Origin of the sequence: Nostoc sp. MG11 (genome assembly GCF_014904695.1) — a bacterium.
Taxonomy (GTDB): domain Bacteria; phylum Cyanobacteriota; class Cyanobacteriia; order Cyanobacteriales; family Nostocaceae; genus Komarekiella.
Genome location: NZ_JACXXN010000009.1, coordinates 76,054 through 99,062 on the forward strand (window position 1 = coordinate 76,054; position 23,009 = coordinate 99,062).

The 23,009-nt window shown below is 42.2% G+C and carries 17 protein-coding genes; 15 read left to right on the forward strand and 2 right to left on the reverse strand.

Annotation, left to right across the window (positions count from 1 at the left end; all coding sequences use genetic code 11):
- Nucleotides 1–5 precede the first annotated feature (5 nt).
- The 10 genes from hsdR to HCR01_RS15630 all read left to right on the forward strand — a co-directional run bounded on the left by hsdR (nt 6) and on the right by HCR01_RS15630 (nt 9,671).
- Complete coding sequence (hsdR, locus tag HCR01_RS15585; RefSeq protein ID WP_193197059.1) at nt 6–3,356, forward strand: type I restriction-modification system endonuclease; 3,351 nt, start codon at nt 6–8, stop codon at nt 3,354–3,356.
- Nucleotides 3,357–3,498: 142 nt separating this feature from the next.
- Entirely contained in the window at nt 3,499–4,968 is a 1,470-nt protein-coding gene (locus tag HCR01_RS15590; RefSeq protein ID WP_193197060.1) for an N-6 DNA methylase, read from the forward strand.
- A gap of 118 nt (nt 4,969–5,086) precedes the next feature.
- The gene (locus HCR01_RS15595; RefSeq protein WP_193197061.1) at nt 5,087–5,230 is read left to right on the forward strand and encodes a hypothetical protein; all 144 of its coding nucleotides are present in this window, start codon (nt 5,087–5,089) and stop codon (nt 5,228–5,230) included.
- Nucleotides 5,231–5,427: 197 nt separating this feature from the next.
- The gene (locus HCR01_RS15600) at nt 5,428–5,805 is read left to right on the forward strand and encodes a type II toxin-antitoxin system VapC family toxin (protein WP_193197147.1); all 378 of its coding nucleotides are present in this window, start codon (nt 5,428–5,430) and stop codon (nt 5,803–5,805) included.
- A gap of 103 nt (nt 5,806–5,908) precedes the next feature.
- Nucleotides 5,909–6,079, forward strand: coding sequence for a type II toxin-antitoxin system HicB family antitoxin (locus HCR01_RS15605; protein ID WP_193197062.1), 171 nt, complete (start codon nt 5,909–5,911; stop codon nt 6,077–6,079).
- A 234-nt stretch (nt 6,080–6,313) separates the two neighbouring features.
- Entirely contained in the window at nt 6,314–6,583 is a 270-nt protein-coding gene (locus HCR01_RS15610; RefSeq protein ID WP_193197063.1) for a hypothetical protein, read from the forward strand.
- 325 nt (nt 6,584–6,908) lie between these two features.
- Nucleotides 6,909–8,450, forward strand: coding sequence for a restriction endonuclease subunit S (locus tag HCR01_RS15615; protein ID WP_226889367.1), 1,542 nt, complete (start codon nt 6,909–6,911; stop codon nt 8,448–8,450).
- A 408-nt stretch (nt 8,451–8,858) separates the two neighbouring features.
- Nucleotides 8,859–9,098: a hypothetical protein gene (locus tag HCR01_RS15620; protein ID WP_193197064.1), complete on the forward strand. Its 240-nt coding sequence runs from the start codon at nt 8,859–8,861 to the stop codon at nt 9,096–9,098.
- A 10-nt stretch (nt 9,099–9,108) separates the two neighbouring features.
- A complete protein-coding gene (locus HCR01_RS15625) occupies nt 9,109–9,375 on the forward strand; it encodes a type II toxin-antitoxin system ParD family antitoxin (protein WP_193197065.1) in 267 nt (88 codons plus the stop codon).
- Complete coding sequence (locus HCR01_RS15630) at nt 9,372–9,671, forward strand: type II toxin-antitoxin system RelE/ParE family toxin (protein ID WP_193197066.1); 300 nt, start codon at nt 9,372–9,374, stop codon at nt 9,669–9,671. Before HCR01_RS15625 ends, HCR01_RS15630 begins: the two co-directional genes overlap by 4 nt.
- Before the next feature lie 48 nt (nt 9,672–9,719).
- On the opposite strand, the gene HCR01_RS15635 is transcribed toward HCR01_RS15630, so the two are convergent.
- Nucleotides 9,720–10,202 carry a molybdenum cofactor biosynthesis protein MoaE gene (locus HCR01_RS15635; RefSeq protein ID WP_162395000.1) on the reverse strand — a complete coding sequence of 161 codons (483 nt, stop codon included), beginning with the start codon at nt 10,200–10,202 and terminating at the stop codon, nt 9,720–9,722.
- Nucleotides 10,203–11,069: 867 nt separating this feature from the next.
- On the opposite strand from HCR01_RS15635, the gene HCR01_RS15640 reads away from it, so the two are divergent.
- From HCR01_RS15640 to HCR01_RS15660, 5 genes are all read left to right on the forward strand, one after another.
- A complete protein-coding gene (locus HCR01_RS15640; protein ID WP_193197067.1) occupies nt 11,070–13,481 on the forward strand; it encodes a PAS domain S-box protein in 2,412 nt (803 codons plus the stop codon).
- A gap of 280 nt (nt 13,482–13,761) precedes the next feature.
- The gene (locus HCR01_RS15645) at nt 13,762–17,058 is read left to right on the forward strand and encodes a PAS domain-containing protein (RefSeq protein ID WP_193197068.1); all 3,297 of its coding nucleotides are present in this window, start codon (nt 13,762–13,764) and stop codon (nt 17,056–17,058) included.
- Between the two features lie 128 nt (nt 17,059–17,186).
- Nucleotides 17,187–17,684: a response regulator gene (locus HCR01_RS15650; protein WP_193197069.1), complete on the forward strand. Its 498-nt coding sequence runs from the start codon at nt 17,187–17,189 to the stop codon at nt 17,682–17,684.
- A complete protein-coding gene (locus HCR01_RS15655; protein WP_193197070.1) occupies nt 17,650–19,539 on the forward strand; it encodes a response regulator in 1,890 nt (629 codons plus the stop codon). The genes HCR01_RS15650 and HCR01_RS15655 overlap by 35 nt, the downstream gene beginning before the upstream one ends.
- A gap of 90 nt (nt 19,540–19,629) precedes the next feature.
- Entirely contained in the window at nt 19,630–20,010 is a 381-nt protein-coding gene (locus HCR01_RS15660; protein WP_193197071.1) for a nuclear transport factor 2 family protein, read from the forward strand.
- A 280-nt stretch (nt 20,011–20,290) separates the two neighbouring features.
- On the opposite strand, the gene HCR01_RS15665 is transcribed toward HCR01_RS15660, so the two are convergent.
- Nucleotides 20,291–23,008, reverse strand: coding sequence for a tetratricopeptide repeat protein (locus tag HCR01_RS15665; RefSeq protein WP_320073122.1), 2,718 nt, complete (start codon nt 23,006–23,008; stop codon nt 20,291–20,293).
- Nucleotide 23,009 lies beyond the last annotated feature (1 nt).

Consider the following 23,009-nt stretch of genomic DNA (forward strand, 5'->3'; position numbering starts at 1 on the left):
TCAGTATGCCATCATTAAACTTCTCATTTCTTGCAGTCCACGATACACAACTTGTGCGCTTGGGCGCTCTAGCTGAGCGGTATTTTGCAGATGATCCTAATACTTGTTTGATTAAGTTGCGGCAGTTTGGTGAATTGCTGGCTCAGTTAGCGGCTGCCAAAATTGGACTTTATGAGGTAGTTGATGAACGGCAGATTAATTTGCTGAATCGATTGCGCGATCGCGGTTTAATAAAAGGAGAAGTTGATCGCTTATTCCATGAGTTACGTAAAATTGGCAATCAGGCAACCCATGAGCTTTCAGGAAATCACCGCACGGCGTTAAGTGGGCTGAAATATGCCCGTGAGTTGGGGATTTGGTTTCATCGAGCGTTTGGTGGCAATCGCAATTTTGACCCAGGCCCGTTTATTCCCCCACCTGACCCAAAAACAGAGACACAAGCTCTCAAAGCCGAGTTAGCACTCTTGCGAGATGAGGTGCAAAAGAATCTTTCGGTGGTTGAAGCAGCACAAGCATTGGCGGAAGCTGAGGCACAGCGTAGATCCGCAGCCGAAGATTTGGCACGGGAGGCAGAAGCAAAAGTGCAGGAGGTGTTGAATCATTTAGCACAAATCCAGGCTCAGGCAGAAAAGCAGCCTGAGAAAATCATTCAGCAGACTATTACTCAAGCTCAGGTTGCAGAGAGTGGCGTACTGTTGGATGAGAGGGAGACACGGAGACTGATTGATGCTCAACTGCAACGATGCGGATGGGAAGCAGATTCAGACGAATTGACTTATCAAAATGGTATCCGTCCTCAGAAGGGCAGAAATGTAGCGATCGCAGAGTATCCTACTACTAATGGACGCGCCGATTATGCGTTGTTCTGCGGCTTACAGATTGTGGGAGTAGTTGAAGCCAAGCGCCAGAGTAAAGATGTCTCAGAAGGTGCGCTGAACCAAGCCAAACGCTACAGTGAAGGTTTCCAAGTTTTGGGGGAAGTTGTCGCAGGGGGACTGTGGCAAAATTACAAAGTACCATTTGTCTTTGCTACCAACGGACGACCATACTTGCAGCAACTTCAAACTAAAAGTGGCATCTGGTTCTGTGATTTGCGCCGACCGACTAACTTACGTTTGTGCCTACCAACATGGTACAGTCCTCAAGGTTTACTTGATGCCCTAGCTCAAGACGTTGACCAAGCACATATTCGCTTAACCCAAGAAGGCTTTAATTACGGGTTGGAATTGCGGGATTATCAAATTCGCTCTATTCAAACAATAGAATCTGCCTTAGCACGGGAACAACGAGAATTACTCGTAGCGATGGCGACAGGGACAGGGAAAACTAAAACTTGCATTGCTTTGGTGTATCGGTTACTAAAAACCAAACGATTTCGGCGGGTGTTGTTTCTGGTTGATCGCACTGCATTAGGTGAGCAAACCGCCAGCGCTTTCAAAGATTTCCGGATGGAGAACCTGCAAACTTTTGCTGATATCTTCGAGATTAAAGATTTGAAAGACACCGAACCCGATCGCGATACTAAAGTTCAGATTGCGACGGTGCAGAGTATGGTAAAGCGAGTTCTTTACCCATCTGATAGTTCAATGCTCACAGCAGATCAGTATGATTGCATTGTAGTAGACGAGTGTCACCGGGGCTATTTACTCGACCGAGATTTAAGTGATACAGAATTGGAGTTTCGAGATTTTAACGATTACGTCTCGAAATACCGTCGAGTTCTGGAGCAGTTCGACGCAGTTAAGATTGGTTTAACTGCAACTCCAGCACTACATACCACGGAAATTTTTGGCGATCCCGTTTACATATACAGCTATCGAGAAGCTGTGATCGATGGCTGGTTAATCGACCATGAGCCACCTTTTCAGATTAGAACAAAGCTTTCTGAGGAAGGAATGGTGTGGAATCCTGGCGAACAGATGGAGTTTTTCAATCCCCAAACTGGACAGCTTGACCTAGTTCATGCACCAGATGAAGTGCGGATTGAGGTAGAACAATTCAACCGTCGAGTTGTCACCGAGGATTTTAACCGAGTTGTCTGTGAAGCTTTGGTGCAGCAAATTGATCCATCCCTCCCAGAAAAAACACTGATTTTTTGCGCCACTGATGCTCACGCAGATATCGTTGTCACCCAACTTAAACGAGTATTTCAGGAATATTATGGTAGCGTCGAGGATGATGCAGTTGTCAAAATTACCGGAAATGCCGATAAGCCGTTAGAGTTGATTCGCAAGTTCCGCAATGAAGTTAATCCGAAAGTTGCTGTGACTGTAGACTTGTTGACGACTGGGATTGATATCCCTGCAATTTGTAATCTTGTGTTCATTCGCCGAGTCAATTCCCGGATTCTCTACGAGCAAATGTTGGGAAGGGCAACCCGCCTTTGTAATGATATTGGTAAAGAGGTGTTTCGTGTCTTCGATGCCGTGCGATTATATGAAGCGATCGCTCCTGTCTCCACGATGAAACCGATTGTAGTTAACCCGAACATTTCCTTTACCCAACTGGTGCAAGAGTTGGAAACAGTCAACACACCTGATGCTGTAAAGTTGGTAATTGACCAACTCCTAGCCAAGCTGCAACGCCAACGCAGACACTTAAGCAACAGTAACCGAGAACAGTTAGAAGCGATCGCCCAAATGCCAATACAAAATATTGTTTCCCATCTCAAACAAAGTACACCACAGCAGGTGCGGGAATGGTTTCAAGAGAAAAAGGCGATGGCTCCGCCCGCCGCAGGCATCGCGCAAATCCTTGACCGTCGAGATGGTGGAACTCAGCCAATTTTAATTTCCCGTCATGCTGACGAGTTACGCTCAATTGACCGAGGTTATGGTAACGCCGAACGTCCAGAAGATTATTTAGACAGCTTTCGAGCCTTCTTGCTAGAGAACATTAACAAAATTCCGGCACTAGTAGTTGTCACACAGCGACCGCGTGAGTTAACTAGGGCGCAATTAAAAGAACTGCGAATGATACTTGATGTAGCTGGATATTCAGAAACAAACTTGCAGACTGCATGGCGAGAAACGACTAATGAGGATATTGCGGCTTCGATTATTGGCTTTATTCGTCAAGCGGCTTTGGGTGATGCTTTGATTCCTTATGGTGAACGAGTTGAGCGCGCCATCAAACAAATCCTGGCGAGTCAGCCTTGGACTGCTCCGCAACGTAAGTGGCTGGAACGAATTGGCAAGCAACTCAAGGCAGAGAAGATTGTTGATCGCGAAGCTTTAGATAGAGGAGAGTTTAAAACTCAAGGCGGCGGCTTCGAGCGTTTAAATAAGGTTTTTGGTGGAGATTTAGAGAATATTGTGATTAAAATTCATGGAAGTATTTGGGATGTTGCTAATTAAATGATGGAATAAAAAGCTCACGCAGAGACGCAGAGACACAGAGCAAACTAAGATATTTAAGCATCTTATTCATGCATCTCAAAACTCTCATCCTCTCCGCGCCTCTGCGCCTCTGCGTGAAAAAAATCATAAAATACCAATTATGGCCGCTACTTCTGATATTGTTCAAAAACTGTGGAACTTATGCCATGTCCTACGAGATGATGGCGTTACTTATCTACAATACGTTACAGAATTAACCTATCTGCTATTCTTAAAAATGGCGCAGGAAACAGGAGCAGAGGCGCAATTACCCGAAGGTTATCGCTGGGGCAACTTGGTAAGTAAAGATGGGGTGGAGCAACTGACATTTTATCGATCGCTCTTACTCATGTTGGGTTCCGAGGATTCGTCTTTGCGAGTCCAGGCGATTTTTGCCAATGCTCAAACTTCCCTCAAGCAACCCCGCATCCTCAACAAGCTTGTTACCAGTATTGATGAGTTGGACTGGTTTTCGGAACATCGGGACGAGTTCGGCGATTTGTATGAGGGGCTATTACAGAAAAATGCCGACGAGAAGAAATCTGGTGCAGGCCAGTACTTCACACCCAGACCGTTGATTGATTGTATGGTTTCCTTGCTGAAGCCGCAACCAGGAGAGTTGATTCAAGACCCAGCGGCGGGAACGGGAGGGTTTTTGATTGCAGGCGATCGCTTCATTCGCCAACATCATGACCCCTTCGAGTGGACGGAAGCACAGCAATCCTTCCAGCAGCATCAGGCGTTTTATGGCATGGAGTTGGTGCAAGATGCTCACCGCTTGCTGTTGATGAATATGATGTTACACGGGATTGAAGGAACTGTAGATTTAGGCGATACCCTTTCGTCTGAAGGACAGCGTTTAGCGAAAGCTGATGTAATTCTGACTAATCCACCCTTTGGGACAAAAAAGGGCGGTGGACTACCGTCGCGGGATGATTTCACTTATCCCACCTCAAACAAGCAATTGGCGTTTTTGCAACATATATATAGATCGCTTAAACCTGGTGGACGCGCTGCGGTGATTTTGCCAGATAACGTCTTGTTTGAAGATGGACAAGGGCGAGCAATTCGCGCTGACTTGATGGCTAAGTGCAATTTGCATACAATCCTGCGGTTGCCAACTGGCATATTTTATGCTCAGGGTGTCAAGACGAATGTTTTATTTTTCCAACGGGGGACAACAGAGAAGGGCAATACTAAAGCGGTGTGGATTTACGATATGCGGACTAATATGCCCAGCTTTGGTAAGCGTATTCCCCTGACTCGTGAGCATTTCTCTGAGTTTAAGCAGTGCTATGGAGATGACCCCAATGGTGATAGCCAGCGTGTAGATTTAGGAGAGGATGGGCGTTTCCGGTGTTTTACGCGGGAGCAAATTGTTAAGCGCAATGAGAATTTAGATATTTCTTGGCTGCGGGATGATAGTTTGCGATCGGGGGATAATTTGCCTGAGCCAGAGGTGATTGCAGCTGAGATTATGGAAAAGCTGCGAATTGCGACAAAGGAGATGGAAGCTTTGATGATATTGCTGGAAGGGGAAGAAGCGGCGGAGGCGGTGAGTGCTTCGGTGGGAATGCCAACCTTAGAATAGGAATATGAGTAGTAATATTAGTGGGTGAATATTAATGAGTCCAGAACAAGAGTTATTAACCAAGTGGCGTTCTCTTCCACAAGACAAACAAGAATAAGTTTTAGATTTTGCAGAATTTTTGTACCAAAAGTTTCAAAAAAATGGAGAAACACTATCTCCCTCACAAGCCGATCCGATTTGGGATTTAGGTTCTGAGCCAATTAGCCTTGGCATTACCGATGCAGCAGAAAATCATGACTTCTATATTTATGGCTCAGATTGATGGCAATTCTTTTTTTAGAGGATGTTTGAAAAGTTTTTGGCTGTGATTTTAGGCACTTGTTGATCCCCCCTAACCCCCCTTCTTAAGGGGGGAACCGGAATCAAAGTCCCCCTTTTCAAGGGGGATTTAGGAGGATCTAAAACTTTTGATACCGATAAGAGGACTTTTCAAACAACCTCTTAGATACGAGTTTTGTAATTGCTCTTGAGTTAACGGATGAGCGATATCATCATGTAGCAAAGCAGTATTGGCAAGGGTTAAGAAATTCTCCCCCAAAACTTATCACTTCGTCTTATGTATTTAATGAAATAGTAACTTTCCTCAATAGCCGTAATCATCATGATAAAGCAGTTGAGATAGGAAATCGCCTACTCAACAGCACGACTATTCAGATGGTTCAGGTAGACGAAGCGTTGTTTTTTGAAGGATGGCAATACTTTCAGCAACATGATGATAAGTCTTATTCTTTGACTGACTGTATTTCATTTATAGTAATGAGTCGTCTAAATATTCAAATGGCATTAACGTTTGATAAACATTTTGTGCAAGCAGGATATCAAAGAGTACCAATCTAGAAAAATCGCTGTAATTGAAGAAGTTGTTAAAATTTGGCGGGTTATTAATGGCTATCGGGATTTGGAAGGTTTGTTTTCAGAATAGGATGAGATTTAACAACCTATGAAAACGTTTACCGCTTACGTAGAATATGATTCAGTCAAAAAATTATATGTCGGTATTGTTCCAGGGATTCTAGGGGCGCATACTCAAGCTGAAAGTTTAGATGAATTACAAGAAAATTTGAAAGAAGTGATTGAGCTTTGTTTGGCTGAGTATTTTAGATCCCCCTAAATCCCCCTTAAAAAGGGGGACTTTGATTCCGTTTCCCCCCTTTTTAAGGGGAGCCAGCGCGGTCTTCTCCCAAGGGGAGACGCCAAAGGCGATGGGGTCTCCCCAAGTGGAGCGACTGGCGTGGGCTAGGGGGGATCAATAAGTGCTTAATATCACAGCCGACCACTTTTCAAACAACTTTTTAGAATAGAAGCGTCATCTGAGGAATTTTGGTAAAGGCTAGGGAGTAGTTAAATGACCATTGAACAAGCCATTGTAGAAAAGCTGCGGGTCTTATCGCCTGAGAAGCAACAAGAGGTATTAGCCTTCGTTGAGTTTTTGCAAACTGACGAATGGGAAAAAGTGTACAAAGGACGCTTTAAGGAACTCCAGCACGAAATTCAAATTGGAATTGACGCGGCTGAACGGGGTGAGTTGGTTGATGCTGAAGAGGTATTTCAACGGTTACGCGAAAAACTATCAACTGCACAAGCTGATCCATCCAATTTGGAATTTAGGATCTGAGCCAATTAACCTTGGCATTGCTGATGCTGTAGAAAATCATGATCTATATCTTTATGGCTCTGAGTAATGACAATTCTTTTGGCGTTGCTGATTGAGATTATGAATCTTGTTTCGCGCATAGACGCGGAGCGGCTTCCCGCAGGGTAGGCGCAAAGTCGCAAAGAATAAGAGTTATTATAAGTTGCTCTTTAACCTCTTTTCTCTGCGTTCTCTGCGCCTCTGTGGTTAAATAAATGATTTATAAACCGCAGAGACACAGAGGGCACAGAGGAAGAAAGTTAAATTTAAAAGAGTTTGTACAAGAGTTAGGGAATTTGTAGGTTACATGAGCGGCGAATTGATAGAATTGCCTGAAGGTTGGGCGTGGATAAAATTAGGAGATGTAGAAGAGAAAATAGGAAGTGGCGCTACACCGCGTGGCGGTTCTGAATCATACAAGTTATCAGGAATTCCTTTAATTCGTTCAATGAACGTTCATTTTGATGGTTTAAAATTAGATGGTTTAGCTTATCTAGATGATAAGCAAGCTAATGAGCTAAAAAATGTTGAAGTAAAAGCAAATGATGTTTTACTGAACATTACTGGTGCATCTATTGGGCGTGTAACACAAGCTCCCCCTGAGATGAATGGCGCAAGAGTGAATCAGCACGTTTGCATAATAAGAACAAATTCAATTCTTGATGCTGGCTTTTTGTCTAGATACATAGCATCCCCCAGTTTTCAAAAATGGATCATTGCAGAGGAATACGGAGCTACTCGCCAAGCTCTCACAAAACAAATGATTCTTAATTTTAATATTCCTCTTCCACCTCTCAATGAGCAAAAGCGGATTGTTGCCAAGATTGAGGAATTAAACGATCGCACTCAACGAGCAAAGGAGGCACTAGAGGCAATTCCGCAATTGTGCGATCGCTTTCGTCAATCCGTCCTCGCAGCAGCCTTCCGAGGCGATTTAACAGCCGATTGGCGCGAACAAAACCCAAATGTTGAACCTGCTTCAGTTTTGCTAGAGAGAATTAGGGAGAAACGATTAGTCGAAGCTAAGACAGAGAAACAGAAAGAGAACATAGAAGCAATTTACGCTTATGAAGAAGAGTTTGGCTCTGAGCCGCTTGCTGATGATTGGCAATACATTACATTGGAAAAGCTTTGTCATACTTTTCAATATGGAACTTCAGCCAAGTCTTCAACAGAAGGTAAAGTTCCTGTGCTGAGGATGGGAAATCTTCAAAATGGAGAGATAAATTGGAATGATATTGCCTACACCTCAGATGATGATGAAATTGTTAAATACACTTTGAAACCTGGTGATGTTTTGTTCAACCGAACAAACAGCCCAGAGTTAGTTGGCAAGACAAGCATATACCGAGGTGAGCGTCCCGCTATTTTTGCTGGTTATTTAATCAGAATCGATAATTACCTTGAGCTTAACTCAGAGTATCTGAATTATTGTTTAAATACAACCTATGCAAAGGATTACTACTGGAAAGTTAAGACTGATGGAGTAAGTCAGTCTAATATCAATGCTCAAAAACTTGCAAAGTTTGAAATTCCTTTTTGTTCATTGCAAGAGCAGCAAGAAATTGTGCAACGAATACACACTTTATTTAAAGCTATTGCTCAAATTCAGCAGCAACATCAACAAGCAGAAGAACAACTTAATCGCCTCAACCAATCCATCCTCGCCAAAGCGTTCCGAGGTGAACTCGTCCCCCAAGACCCCGATGATGAACCTGCATCTGTGTTGCTAGAGCGAATTCGAGCAGAACGAGAGAAGTTAAACAATAGCAACAAAAAAAGCCAAGCAGCAGGGAAGCGGAGGAGCAAAACAGTAGAAGGACAAGGAGTTTTACCAGGATTTGAGTAGCTGGAAAGTAATGCGATGCGAAAAGGCATTTTTCTGGAGTGCTCATACCGCAATACAGTTCAGTTAAGCATTTCTTCCTTCTCTTCCTTTGCGTTCTTTGCGTCCTTCGCGGTTCGTTAAAAAAATTGACTTTGACAAAGAGTTAAGCCTTAACTAAACCGTATTGGCTCATACCAGAATTGTGCGATCGCATTTGGGATTTTATCATTGCTGCGATCGCTCAGATAGCCAAAAGGCATTTTTATAGAGTGCTCATACTGGAATTGTGCGATCGCATTTGAAATTTTATTTGTGCTGCGATTTACAGCATATCTGAATCTAGAAGCGGGGAACTAGAGAAAAGAATTGCCGAGAATGTGGCAATGTTGTTAAAACAAAGGTAGATAAAAGTTAAGTAACACGATAAATATGAATGCTTATAAAACATACATCACCATTGAAGACCCAAGGCAGGTAGTATTATCTGACTTACCCTTTCAAGCAGGACAAAGAGTAGAAGTGATTATTTTGGCAAGAGATAGTCAAAGGGCTGCTTTAGGAGAAAAATTAAAACAATTATTCCAAGAAACACAAGCGATACACGCAGATAATCCATTGACTGATGAAGAGATAGCAGCAGAAATTGAAGCTTACAGACGTGGAGAATGAAGTACAAATTATGAATATTACACTCAAACCAGAAATAGAGCAATTTATCCAAGCGCAAATTGCTACAGGTAGATATGCAAATGCGGAAGACGTGATTATTAAAGCCTTGAAATTGCTAGCAGAATCGGACGAGGGTTATCAGGAATGGGAAGAAGATACTCGGCAAAAAGTTGATATCGCAATTGCAGAACTTGAGCGTGGCGAAGGTTTAGATGGTGAGACGGTAGTGATGCAAATACTCGACAGATTTCAAAAAGCGCGTGAGTTGCAGGAATGAGCAATTACATCATCTCGCCATCTGCAAGTCGAGATTTAAATCAAATTGCTGATTATTTTCTCACAAAAAACCTGGAAGCAGGAGAAAAGTTATTTCAAGAATTTAATAAAAAATGCCAAAATTTAGCAAATTTTCCCAGCATGGGACGCAGTTATGCTCATATTAAACCGTCATTGCGTGGTTTACTTCTAGATAGATATGTAATTCTTTATCAAGTACTTGATGATGGAGTGGAAATTTTGCGCGTGGTGAGTGGTTATCGAGATTTAGAGTCTTTATTTACAGATAATGACTGACCAAATAATTCGTAATTCGTAATTATTTGGTCAATAAGCTCAAAAATTTTAACAATTTTCTCCTGACTGTTCACAAGCACCAATGCTTACCCAGGTACTAGAACCATCTTCCCAATGTTCTTTTTTCCATATAGGTGCATTGTGTTTGAGGTTATCAATCGCATAGCGACAAGCTTCAAACGCCTCACTGCGATGAGGACAACCTACAGCCACTAAAACGCTGATTTCTCCGACTTGCAAACGTCCAACGCGATGATAAATCACTACTCGATTTACATCAGACCAAGAGGAGCGAATATCAGCAGCAATTTGATAAAATACCCGCAATGCCATCGGTTCATAAGCTTGATACTCCAAGGCAACTACAGGTTTACCATCGGTTTGATTGCGAACCATCCCACTCATCACAACCACCGCACCGTCGGCGGGGTCGTCGGCTTTGGCGTAGATTTCGGCAATAGACAATGGTGCAAAGCTAATAGCAAAGCTATCTTCGGTTCTTGGTTTAATCGGACTAAGGAGGGTTGTCATAACTGGATTGAGATTAACTAGGATCAGTTTTGGTTAGCACTAAATATATTGTCCTTGAATTAAGTGCTGTTAGCTCTGTTTACATGCTCTGGTATATGTTGTTTAACAAATACCAAATGCGGTTCCTAATACTTTCCCTTATAAGCATCCTGACTCTCCTTTGTGGTTTGAGAAAACGGTAAAGGGTAAGGAGTAAATTTCAGCCTTTTCCTTTTCTCCCTGAATCGAAAAGTATTGATGCGGTTTCTCTTTGACTTTTTAGCTTGCACAAATAAGCGAGTGTTTGTGAAAATTTGTAAATAAACAAGAAATACTAAATAGATACAAAATCATTTCACTTTGAAATCAAGGCTTAGGAGCCTTTTCCTCGCGTGCCAGCAATTTATTCTGTGAGCTAGAGCTTCTAATGATGACGTAAATTTGGTAAATTGTACGTAAAGTTACTTAAGTAACTCAAATTTGTGGTCATCCATCTTAAGACGTATTACTGTACTATACAAATTATCAAGTTATTTGCTTGCTACTTTCTTAGATAATCTGATAGTGAATTCATTAAGTTATCAAGTGCAATTAACAGCTGAGTTAACCAAGCAGCAAATTTCTAATTTGAGCCACCACTTAGCAAATAGACCTCCTGCAAAACTAAATGAGTGCAAGAGTTGGTAAAAGGGGAAAGGATTTTTCAATCCCTTTAACCCTTCCCCCTTACCCGTTCCCCAGAAGTCTAATTTATATGGCACTTGAAACCAAACTTCTAACAGGCAGCATTTTAGTGCCGCCAAGCTTACACTTCCCTGCTTCATGAACTTAGATGACTGCTAGTAATACAACGGCTAGTTGTAATTCAGTAATAGTAGGAAAAATTAAATGAAATTTTTAGTGTGTGATAACGAAGCAACTAGGCTAGAGGCTCTCCATCAGTACCAGATTCTCGATACTGCACCAGAACAAGCATTTGACGATCTAGTGTTCTTAGCGGCGCAGATTTGTGATACACCGATCGCTTGGATTAATTTAATTGATGCTAACCGTCAGTGGTTCAAAGCCAAGGTGGGGTTAGATGTAGAGGAAATGCCTTTAGAGCAAGGTTTTTGTCCGACTTGTATCCAGCATGGTATTTTAATTATTCCTGACACACTAGCAGATAAACGCTTTGCCAAAAATGTCATCGTTACCTGTGAACCATCCGTGAGATTTTATGCAGGCGTACCTTTGTTTACACCAGGAGGAAAAGCGATCGGTACTCTGTGTGTAATAGATCGCGTACCACACCAAATTAGTTCAAAACAGCTGGAAGCACTGCAAACTCTTAGCCGCCTGGTAGTTAGACAACTGGAGATTCGGCGGAATCTGGCGGAACTAGCAAACATCAAAAAGGAGTACAAGCAGTCACAAGAAGCATTATTTCAAAGTAGATGTGCTCTTGAGAGTTTCTTTGAAAGTGCGCCGATGATGATGGGAATTGTGGAGTTGGTAGATAATGACACTGTGCATATTTCAGATAACCCTACCACAGCGAAATTCTTTGGGCTTACCCCTGAAGCCATGCAAAACCGCCTAGCACGCGAGATAGGTACTGCACACAAATATTTATCCCAGTGGATTCATCACTACCGTCAAGCAGAACGCACCCAGTTGCCAGTTAGGTTTGAATATTCTCACGATACTCCCCAAGGTAAAATGTGGCTGTCAGCAACAGTTTGTGCGATCGCAGTCAGTTCTAGTAGCCATCCGCAATTTGCCTATATGGTTGAGGACATGACTTCACGCAAACAGGTAGAAAACCAACTACGTGAACAAGCGATGTTGCTAGATATTACTACGGATGCAATTGTCGTCCGAGATTTGTCCAACCAAATTTTATTATGGAACAAAAGTGCCGAAAACCTTTACGGCTGGAAGGCAGAAGAAGCTATTGGGAAGAATGCTAGTGAACTTTCAGATACCGAATCTTTGCCGCAACAACTGGAAATTTACCAAGCTGTCTGGAAAAATGGCTCTTGGCAGGGTGAGTTACACAAAACCAGCAAATCTGGCAAGGAAATCATAGTTGAAAGTCGCTGGACGCTGGTAAAGGATGAACATTCTCAAGCCAAATCAATTCTTGTCGTTGATACTGACATTACCCAGAAAAAACAACTAGAAAAACAATTTTTACGCGCTCAACGCCTGGATAGTATCGGCACTCTTGCTAGTGGCATTGTTCACGATTTAAACAATGTGTTGTCACCAATTTTGATGTCAGTGCAACTGCTTAAAAGTAAATACCGCGATCGCAGTATTCACCAAACGCTATCAATAGTTGAAAGTAACGTCAAACGTGGTGCTAATTTGGTAAAACAAATGTTGTCTTTTGCTAGAGGAATTGAAGGCGATCGTACCGTGCTTCAGGTCAAGAACTTAATTTTAGAAATGAAGCAAATCGTAGCCCAAACGTTTCCCAAATCAATCCAAGTTTACACTGAAATTCAGCCAGACTTATTGCCTGTTTGTGCCGATAGCACCCAACTGCATCAGGTACTAATTAATTTGTGTCTCAATGCGCGTGATGCCATGCCTAAAGGTGGAACTTTGACAATATCTGCCGAGAATATTTTCATTGATGAAAACTATGCCAGTATGCATCCAGAAGCTCATGTCGGTTATTATATTATCCTGACGGTTTCTGATACAGGAGTTGGCATCAAAAGCGCAATATTAGATAGAATATTTGAACCATTTTTTACAACCAAAGAATCTGGTAAAGGAACTGGACTTGGACTGTCAACAGTAACCGGAATTATTCAAGGGCATGGTGGTTTTATCACCGTCTCAAGTCGTGTAGGTATAGGCACAAAATTTAAGGTACACTTGCCAGCAGTTAATACATTTGCAACTCAGTCGTTAGAAGATACAGAAATGCCGACTGGATGCGGAGAATGCATTTTAGTTGTAGATGATGAAGCTGCGATTCAGAAAATTACCAAAATCTCTTTAGAAAGTCATAATTATACAGCAATGACTGCTAGTGATGGCATCGAAGCAGTAGCACTATACGCCGAGCACAAAGATCAAATTAGTGCAGCGATTATCGATATGATGATGCCCAATATGGATGGAGCAACCACCATTCGCACATTACAGAAAATAAATCCACAATTACGAATTATTGCTATCAGCGGACTATCGACAAGCGAACAGATACCAATCGATAAAACAGCTAAGCACAAAGCATTTTTACCCAAACCCTACACAACACAGGAATTATTGAAAACTTTGCATACAGTTATTAGTCATTAGTTAAAGATTAAAGCATTTTGATCTAGATTTGGGTAATTTTCTCATTGATAGTTGGCTAAATTTGATACTAGATTATTTGGCTGGTTGGTGATTAATATCACAGCAAGAATGTGATCAAGAACACTGACTGAGAAGTTACCTCAACCATATTATCCTCATCATCCTCTACTTCGGTACAGCAAAAATACACGTATTAACCTTATATATATTTAAGAAACACTTATCAGCCCAGACAAGCTAGTCTTGATTTTAAGAATTCTTGACTCTTGAATCTTGACTCATGATTAAGAAAAATTTTCCCCTTATTCTAGTTGTAGACGATGACGATTTAACTCGAATACATCTGTGTGAGCTAATAGAAGAAGCAGGGTATCAAGTGGCACAGGCAAATAATGGTTTAGAGGCGCTAGCTATCTATACTCGCCTGCACCCACATATAGTACTGCTAGATGCCATGATGCCAGTCATGGACGGTTTTAGTTGCTGCTCTCAGTTGCAAAAACTTCCCAATGGCAAAGACACACCTGTGTTAATGATTACCGCTCTTTATGATCAAGCATCCGTGGAGCAAGCTTTTGCTGTGGGTGCAACTGATTTTATTAGCAAGCCGATTCAATGGCCAGTTTTACGTCAAAGATTGCATCGTCTTTTGGAAGCTCATCAGGCTATGAAGGAATTGCGGCAGCAAACTACACAAGCACAACTGCGTGAAACACAACTCAGGATGGCGTTAGACGCTGCTCGCATGAGCATCTGGAACTGGGATCTCCTGACTCATAAAATTACTTGGTCAGATAACCTGGAAGCACTTTTTGGCTTGGAAAAAGGCGTTTTCATTGATACATACGAAGCTTTCATTAACTTAATTCATCCCCAAGATCGCGATCTCGTTAGCCGATCGCATCACCAAGCTATTCAAGATGGGGTAGAATATGACATCGAATTTCGAGTTGTTTTGCCTGGTGCTCGTATTCGCACTTTAGCAAGCAAAGGAGTAGTTTTTCGAGACGCATCTGGGTTAGCTGTGCAGATGTCTGGAGTATATATAGATATCACCAAGCGCAAGCAAGCAGAGGAGGCGCTGGAAGTTCATGCCAACCAGCAGGCAATTGTGGCAGAACTTAGCCAAATAGCATTAGCTGATACAGATTTGACCAGGCTGATGAACTCGTGCGTCACAATCGTTGCTCAATGCCTGAAAGTCCAGTCTTGCAAGGTTTTGGAACTACTACCAGATGGTAATGGACTACTGCTGCGTGCCGGCATAGGTTGCCAACAAGACCTCACAGAGCCAGAAATCACAACTGAGATGCATTCGCCAATCGGCTATACAGCTCTTTCCCCTGAGCCAGTTATTATCGGTCATCACAGCCAAGTGGTCAGTGGTATGAGCGTAGTGATTCATGGTAAAGAGCGCCCTTTTGGCGTTTTGGGAGCGCACACAACCAAACAGCGCACCTTCACTAGAGATGATATTTATTTTCTTCAAGCTGTTGCAAATGTTCTAGCTACAGCAATTGAACGCCAACGTGTAGAAGATGCCCTGAAAAAAAGCGAAGAACGCTGGCAATTAGCAGTACAGGGTAGTAAGGATGGCATTTTGGACTGGAACGTTAAAAATAATGAAGTGTTTTTCTCAACTCGCTGGAAAGAAATGCTTGGTTACGAAGACCATGAGATTTCTAATCAATTAGATGAATGGGCAACACGAGTACATCCAAATGATATAGACTCGGTGATACAAGCGATCGCTGACCATTTTGCTAAAAAAACCTCGTTTTACATCAACGAGCATCGAGTTCGGTGTAAGGACGGTACTTACAAATGGATTTTGCATCGCGGTCAGGCGGTGTGGAATGAAGATGATAGTGTAGTGCGAATGGCAAGTTCCCATACGGATATCACTGAACGTAAACTGGCAGAAGAACAACTGCGTCAAAGTGAAGAACGTTTCCAAATAGTTGCCCGCGCTACCAATGATGCTTTATGGGATTGGGATTTACTCAAAGATGAAGTGTGGTGGAATAACTCTGTACAGGCCCTCTTTGGATACTCAAGAGAGCAAATAAATTTTGATAACGCTTGGTGGACTGAACGTCTACATCCAGACGATAGGCAAAAAATTGTTTCTGGTGTAAGCGCTGTGATTAATAGCGGTAAACAATTTTGGTCAAGTGAATACCGCTTTCGCCGCAGCGATGGTTCTTATGCCTACATTTTTGATCGCGGTTATGTTGTCCGTGACGATACAGGCAAGCCAGTACGGATGATTGGTGCAATGATGGATATGACCGATCGCAAGCGCACACAAGCAGAATTAGAACGTCAAAACTTGCGATCGCAATTATTCGCCGATATTACCCTGAAAATTCGTCAGTCTTTACAAATCGATGAAATTCTCAAAACCAGTGTTACAGAAGTGCAAAAGCTACTGCACGCAGACCGTGTATTAATTTTGCGCTTACGGTCAAATGGCGCTTTTATCGCGGTTCAAGAAGCAGTAGTTCCCGGTTTACCCGTTATTTTAGGGCAGCAGATTACCGACCCTTGCTTTAAGCAAGATTACATCCAGCATTACTGCCAAGGGCGAATTAGCGCTATTCCCGACATAGAACAAGCTGATATTCAACCTTGCCACATCGAATTTTTACAACAATTTGCCGTCAAAGCTAACCTCGTCGTCCCAATCTTGCTGAAAAATCAACTCTGGGGACTGCTAATTGCCCATCAGTGCGCTCACCCCCGCCAGTGGAGTAACTGGGAAATTGAACTTTTGCAGCAGTTGGCAAATCAAATAGGCATTGCCCTAGCTCAAAGTCTAATCCTAGAACAAGAAACTCGTCAGCGGCAAGAACTCACCCGTTCTAATGAAGAACTGCAACAATTTGCTTTTATTGCCTCTCACGATTTGCAAGAGCCACTACGTAAAATTAAGACCTTTAGCGAACGACTCAAAGCTAGCTGTGGTGACAACTTAACCGAACAGGGGCATGACTACCTAGAGCGGATGCAGAATGCAGCCTTGAGAATGCAGACATTGATTGAAGATTTGTTGAGACTATCACGAGTTACCACTAGGGCAAAACCTTTTGTGTCGGTGAATCTAACACAAATAGCACAAGAAGTACTGTCTGATTTAGAAGTGCGTATCCAGCAAACCGGGGCAAAGGTGCATCTAGAAGACTTACCGACGATTACAGCCGATCCCCTACAAATGCGCCAATTATTGCAAAACTTAATCGGCAACGCCCTCAAATTTCATCGCCCACAAGTACCACCTGTGATCAAAATCTTTAGTCAATTATCAAAAAATCCATCAGATAAAGTCTGCAATTGTTGTGAACTTTGTCAAATTATTGTTGAAGATAATGGCATTGGTTTTGAAGAAAAGTATCTTGATCGCATTTTTAATGTTTTTCAACGTCTACATAGTCGCAGAGAATACGAAGGCACTGGTATGGGCTTAGCTATCTGTCGAAAAATTACTGAACGTCATCATGGTAATATCACAGCACAAAGTAAACCAGGACAAGGAGCAAGATTTATTGTTACATTACCAATTATTTTCCATCCTTGATTTTTACTCCTAGAGATGGATTACTAATAGACCAGAAAAAAAGGTTAATTATACAATTGTGTCTGGGAATCCACAGCATGTTAATAATTAATTCATAGTAACAATTAGTGTAAAGGAGAGAATACAGAGTGAAAGGTCGGCAAAAAACTGTCACTATCTTAATGGCTGATGATGATGAAGACGACAGTATATTGGTTCGTGAGGCGTTGGCAGAATGTCAATTGTCAATCGAACCATACGTCGTCAGGAATGGTGAGGAGTTGATGGATTATCTGTATAATCGTGGTCAATATACTGACAAGAGCAGCGCGCCGCGTCCAGATTTGATTTTATTAGATTTAAACATGCCCAAAAAAGACGGTCTTGAGACACTCAGAGATATTAAAAGTGACCCACAATTGCGGCGAATTCCCGTTGTAGTACTGACAACTTCCGGGGCAGAGGAAGATATAGATAATACCTACGATTTAGGTGCAAACTCCTTCATCATTAAGCCAGTGACTTTTGCCTCCTTAGTAGAAGTCATGAAAATTTTAGGAAAATACTGGTTTGAGATTGTAAAGCTGCCGCTAAAAGCAGTGGGAGAAAACAATGGACAACAGCCCAATCAAAGTTCTTTTAATTGATGATGATGAAGATGATTATATTTTAACTCGTGATTGGTTTTGTGAGTTTCAAGTAACTGGCTGTGAATTGGAATGGTTAGATAACTATGAAGCAGCAAGAAATGTGATCGCTAATTTCCAGCATGATATTTATCTTGTAGACTACCGCTTGGGGGAACATAACGGACTGGAACTGTTGCGCGAAGCAATTGCTCAAGGCTGTTCTTCTCCAATGATTTTACTGACAGGCCAGGGAGATCGAGAAATAGATTTGGAGGCAATGAAAGCCGGAGCAGCCGATTACCTGGAAAAAAGCCAGTTGACAGCACCTTTACTAGAGCGTTCTATTCGTTACGCCATAGAGCGCAAACAAACAGAACAGAAAATTCGCGAACAAGCTGCTTTACTAGATATTGCCACCGATGCAATTTTTGTACATGATTTAGACGACAAAATTTTATTTTGGAACAAAGCCGCCGAACGTCTGTATGGTTGGAACAATGAAGAGGCGATCGCTAAACATAAACACAATCTCTGGCAAGAAAAAAATTTATCTCAATTACAAGAAGCACTCCTCATTTTAACAAAAAATGGTTCTTGGGAAGGCGAGTTATATCAAATAACAAAATCCAGCAAAGAAATTATTGTCGAAAGCCGTTGGACACTAGTGCGTGAGTTCAGTCACAAAGCACAATCAATCCTGGTTGTTAACACTGATATCACGCAAAAAAAACAACTAGAAGCGCAATTTCTCCGCGCTCAGCGATTAGAGAGTATTGGTACTTTAGCAAGTGGTATTGCCCATGACCTCAATAATGTTCTTGCTCCCATTTTGATGACAGCACAACTTTTGGAAAAACAAGTACATGATGAGCATTCTCAAAGATTCCTGTCAATAATGATCAAAAACGCTCAACGTGGGGCAAATTTAGTCAAGCAAGTACTGTCTTTCACTAGAGGGATTGAAGGGGAACGTACCCTTCTGCAACTCAAGCATTTAATAGTTGACATTCAACAAATTATTAAAGAAACTTTTCCTAAATCAATTGAAGTTTCCACTCAAATTCCGCATAATCTTTACACTGTATGTGGTGATGCCACTCAACTGCATCAAGTACTGATGAATCTTTGTGTCAATGCTCGTGATGCTATGCCTAATGGTGGAATTTTAAAAATATCTGCGGAAAATCTTTTAGTTGATGAAAATTATGCCGAGATGCATATTGATGCTAAAGTTGGCTCCTATGTTGCCGTTACTATTACTGATAGCGGAATTGGTATTAAACCGGAAATATTAGAGCGTATATTTGAGCCATTTTTTACTACCAAAGAACTCGGTAAAGGCACAGGCTTAGGTCTTTCTACAGTACTTGGTATTATTAAAAGCCACGGTGGTTTTATCAATGTATACACCGAACCACGTAAAGGCAGCCAATTTAAGGTATATTTGCCAGCACAAGAAGCAACCGAAACTATCGCAGAACAAGAACAAGAATTACCTTTAGGTAATGGAGAACTGATTTTGGTTGTAGATGACGAAGCCGCCATTCGAGATGTTACAAAAACATCCCTGGAAAGTCATAACTACAAAGCGATTACAGCCAGTGACGGCATTGAGGCAATAGCTTTATACGCAGAACACCGGGATAAAATATTTCTTGTCTTAACTGATATGGTAATGCCGTCTATGGATGGGTTAACTACTATTCGCACTCTCCGAAAAATTAACCCAGATGTCAAAATTATTGCTGTTAGCGGATTGGCTTCGAGCGATAAGGTCAATGTAGCTTATGATATGGGTATTAAAGCTTTTCTCTCTAAACCTTACACAGCTAGCCAACTATTACAAACCATTAGCACAGTTAAAAGATGTTAAGAGTCATTTGTCATTTGTCATTTGTCATTAATTATTCTCTTCCCTGCTTCCCCTGCCCCTCTGCCCCATTCCCCCATTCCCTCATTCCCAATGACATCTGAAGTTTTAGCAGCTAACGAAGCTTTTTATCGAGCTTTTGAAAAAAAAGACATTGAGGCGATGAGTACAGTTTGGTCACAGGGAACTGGTAGTTTTTGTATTCATCCTGGAGGTAATATATTGCGAGGTTGGAAGGAGATTCGCAATTCTTGGGCGCAGATATTTAAAAACACCGCATACATTGAAATTAATACGGAAATAATTACTACTGAAGTAAATGATAATATTGCTTATGTTGTGCTGATAGAAAATGTCTTTCAAGTCGTCGGTGGGAGAAGACTCGAAGCACAATCAATGGCTACAAATGTATTTCAGCATTTCGGAGGGAAATGGTATTTAATACATCATCACGGTAGCCCAATTATGCGGTAAAGAGAGCAGAGATGCAGAGCATGAAAATAATGGCGTTGCTGAATCCAGGGATGAATTTACCGGGCTACGCCCCGCTTCTCTACGAGACGCTCCGCGAATGCTAACACCCAGAGACGCAGTGAAAAGTTCTGTTCGCCTCCGGTCTCCGTCAGGAGAAGGAGGGTTAGCCCGACCCAGGAAACTTTTCAAGACAGAGGCACAGAGAGTAAGAGTTTAAGATGTTAAGCTTTTAAATTTCATACTTCAATTCAGCAATGCCAAAATAATTAATGACCCTTGACTAATGACTAATCAAATCTTGAAAACGCCTATCTTGCCTAATTTTATTAAAATCAGAGTCAGATTTTGCCATTTCTCGACATTCTTGAGGATTTAGCTTGATAGCTTGTTGTAAATTTTTGATCGCCAATTCTACATTCCCCAGGAATCCATAGCAGCAAGCCTTGTTGTACCAGGCACAGTCATCATTGGGTTTAATTAAGAGTGCTTGCTCATAGGATGCGATCGCATCGTTATATTTTACTAAAGATGTCAGCGCTAATCCCCGATTGTTCCAAGCTTCGTGTTTGTCAGGTTTGATTATGAGTGCTTGGTCATAAGATGCGATCGCATCATCATATTTTCCGAGATTAAATAGGGCATTGCCTCGGTTGTACCAAGCTTCATGTTTATCAGGTTTAATTATAAGTGCTTGATCGTAAGATGCTATAGCATCATCATATTGTCCTAATTTAAATAGGGCATTGCCTCGGTTTTTCCAAGCTTTATGTTTGTCAGGTTGTCGTTTGAGTGCTTGGTCGTAAGATGCGATCGCTGCGGTATATTGTTCTAAATTAAACAGAGCATTGCCTCGATTATTCCAAGCTTCGTGTTTATCAGGCTCAAGGTCAAGTGCTCGGTCGTAAGATGCGATCGCTTCTGGATATTTTGCCAAATTAAACAGAGCATTGCCCCGATTGTACCAAGCTTCGTGTTTGTCGGCTTTGATGGCGAGTGCTTGGTCGTAAGAGGCGATCGCTTCAGTGTAATTTCCCAAATCGCCCAAAGCATGACCCCGATTATACCAGGCTTCATCGTCTTTAGGTTTGATAGCGAGGGCTTGGTCGTAGGAAGCAACAGCCTCTTCAAATCGACCCAAGTTCTTGAGCGCATTACCCCGAATGTACCAGGTATAATAGTCTTCGCGTTTAATTAAAACTGCTTGATCGTATGAAGTAACCGCCTCTGCAAATCGACCTAAGTTTTTGAGTGCATTGCCGCGATTAATCCAAGCGTGGTGTAAATTGGGTTTAATGGCAATTGCTTGGTCATAGGATGCGAACGCCTCTTCATGTAGTCCCAAATTTCGCAGCGCAATACCCCGATTGTTCCAAGCTTGGTGTAAATCGGGTTTGATGGCAATTGCTTTGTCATAAGATGCGATCGCCTCGGCACTTCGCCCCGTTTCATCTAAGGCATTACCACGGTAATACAACGCTAAATAGTCATCGGGTTTGAATTCTAATACTTTGTTGTATGATGCGATCGCCTCTGTCCACAGTCCTAAGTTACCCAGTGCAATACCCCGGTTCCCCCAAGCTTGGTAATAATCTGGTTGGATTTGTATCGCTTTATCCCAACAGGTAATAGCTTGCTGATAGTAACTTGATTGCGCTAACTGTACACCAAAATTTAGTAGTATGCGGTGTATTTGTTTGGGGTATTGATCTGCAAGTTGTAAAATCAGTTGAGTGAAAGATAAGATGTATTCCCCGACTTCTATATGGCTACCCTTGGCTTCAATTTGCCCATCGCGGGGTTCGAGGATGCGTTCAGTATGAATTAAAAAGTTGGTAGCAGTGCTAACTTGCCAACGATACCACAACCGTTGCCAACAATTTCCCCCCGCCAACATTCGTGCTGTCGCCTCCACACTGAATCGATAAAGTGGGATGTCGAATTGCCGCAACAAGTCTACCGCATCATAAATGTAGCAACTAACTGGATATCTCTCAACTGACTCTTGATAGCGCTTTTCCCAGGTTTTGCCGAGACTTTCCCGATAATTTTTGGGATTCAAAGGCAAACCATCATTTCGCAGATGTTGGAGATTCTCTACCACATTTCTAAAAGTGGCATCGTTACGCCTCGCTAGTTCGGGATACTGTTCTGGCTGGGCGGAAATATTAGTTTTGGGAACGGTTACTGTTAATACTTCAATAATTGCCTGATCTTCCGGTTCCGGCAATTCATAAATTTGGAATTTTTGCCATAACTTGGCGTATTTTTCCCATTGCAGTTTTTCCCAAGCGCTGGCTTCCCCAGGAAAATCTGGTTGCCGTTCATTGCGTGCTGTAGCAATCACACGGATTTCCGCTTTGCCACAGAAGGACTCATATCTTGTTAAGGCATCCAGTAGGCGCTGTTGCAGCGGGACTGTAAACCGTTCCACTTGACTTTTTTCGGCTTCTGGAGATATTTCCTCATGACTGCGGTGCATTTTCTGGTTGAGGTCATCCAAGAAAAACAGCAATTTGCGATCGCCGCCTATTTCCGTTGGCATCCGGGCTGGAATATCTAACCATTCATTTGGCTTGAGGTAAAGCACTGTCCAGCCTGCTTGATTGAGATGTTGGGCTAATTCCGCTGCTTCCCGCGTTTTTCCCAGCCCGTTACGTCCCACAATTAACACCCAGCGGTATTCTTCTAGCTGCTGTTGGAGTTCTTGGCGGATGCTGCGATTCACCACTCGATTTTGGTAAGCAATATTGCGGTCAGCCAAAGGATCTTTATCATTTCCGCCGAGAATCCGTTGCATCAAACCTGAACTTTGAGGTTTAATCACCTCAAAAGCAAAAGTTGGATGAGGAATGCGCCGCTGGCGATCGCGCCATGCCAACCACCAAAAAAAGCTGACAATGGCAGGCAAAATAGCAGGCAACCCACCAGAGAGCAGATTGTCAATAAATTCCTTGTTATCTCTATAAAATGTGGGTATTGCCTGAAGAATGTTGAACACA

Excerpts from the sequence above, each read along its gene's own strand:
- HCR01_RS15635 (WP_162395000.1), bottom strand. The coding sequence starts at position 10,202 with ATGACAACCCTCCTTAGTCCGATTAAACCAAGAACCGAAGATAGCTTT.
- HCR01_RS15610 (WP_193197063.1), top strand. The coding sequence starts at position 6,314 with ATGACCATTGAACAAGCCATTGTAGAAAAGCTGCGGGTCTTATCGCCT.
- HCR01_RS15655 (WP_193197070.1), top strand. The coding sequence starts at position 17,650 with ATGGACAACAGCCCAATCAAAGTTCTTTTAATTGATGATGATGAAGAT.
- HCR01_RS15660 (WP_193197071.1), top strand. The coding sequence starts at position 19,630 with ATGACATCTGAAGTTTTAGCAGCTAACGAAGCTTTTTATCGAGCTTTT.
- HCR01_RS15640 (WP_193197067.1), top strand. The coding sequence starts at position 11,070 with ATGAAATTTTTAGTGTGTGATAACGAAGCAACTAGGCTAGAGGCTCTC.
- HCR01_RS15625 (WP_193197065.1), top strand. The coding sequence starts at position 9,109 with ATGAATATTACACTCAAACCAGAAATAGAGCAATTTATCCAAGCGCAA.
- HCR01_RS15630 (WP_193197066.1), top strand. The coding sequence starts at position 9,372 with ATGAGCAATTACATCATCTCGCCATCTGCAAGTCGAGATTTAAATCAA.
- HCR01_RS15620 (WP_193197064.1), top strand. The coding sequence starts at position 8,859 with ATGAATGCTTATAAAACATACATCACCATTGAAGACCCAAGGCAGGTA.
- hsdR (WP_193197059.1), top strand. The coding sequence starts at position 6 with ATGCCATCATTAAACTTCTCATTTCTTGCAGTCCACGATACACAACTT.
- HCR01_RS15590 (WP_193197060.1), top strand. The coding sequence starts at position 3,499 with ATGGCCGCTACTTCTGATATTGTTCAAAAACTGTGGAACTTATGCCAT.
- HCR01_RS15615 (WP_226889367.1), top strand. The coding sequence starts at position 6,909 with ATGAGCGGCGAATTGATAGAATTGCCTGAAGGTTGGGCGTGGATAAAA.
- HCR01_RS15645 (WP_193197068.1), top strand. The coding sequence starts at position 13,762 with ATGATTAAGAAAAATTTTCCCCTTATTCTAGTTGTAGACGATGACGAT.
- HCR01_RS15605 (WP_193197062.1), top strand. The coding sequence starts at position 5,909 with ATGAAAACGTTTACCGCTTACGTAGAATATGATTCAGTCAAAAAATTA.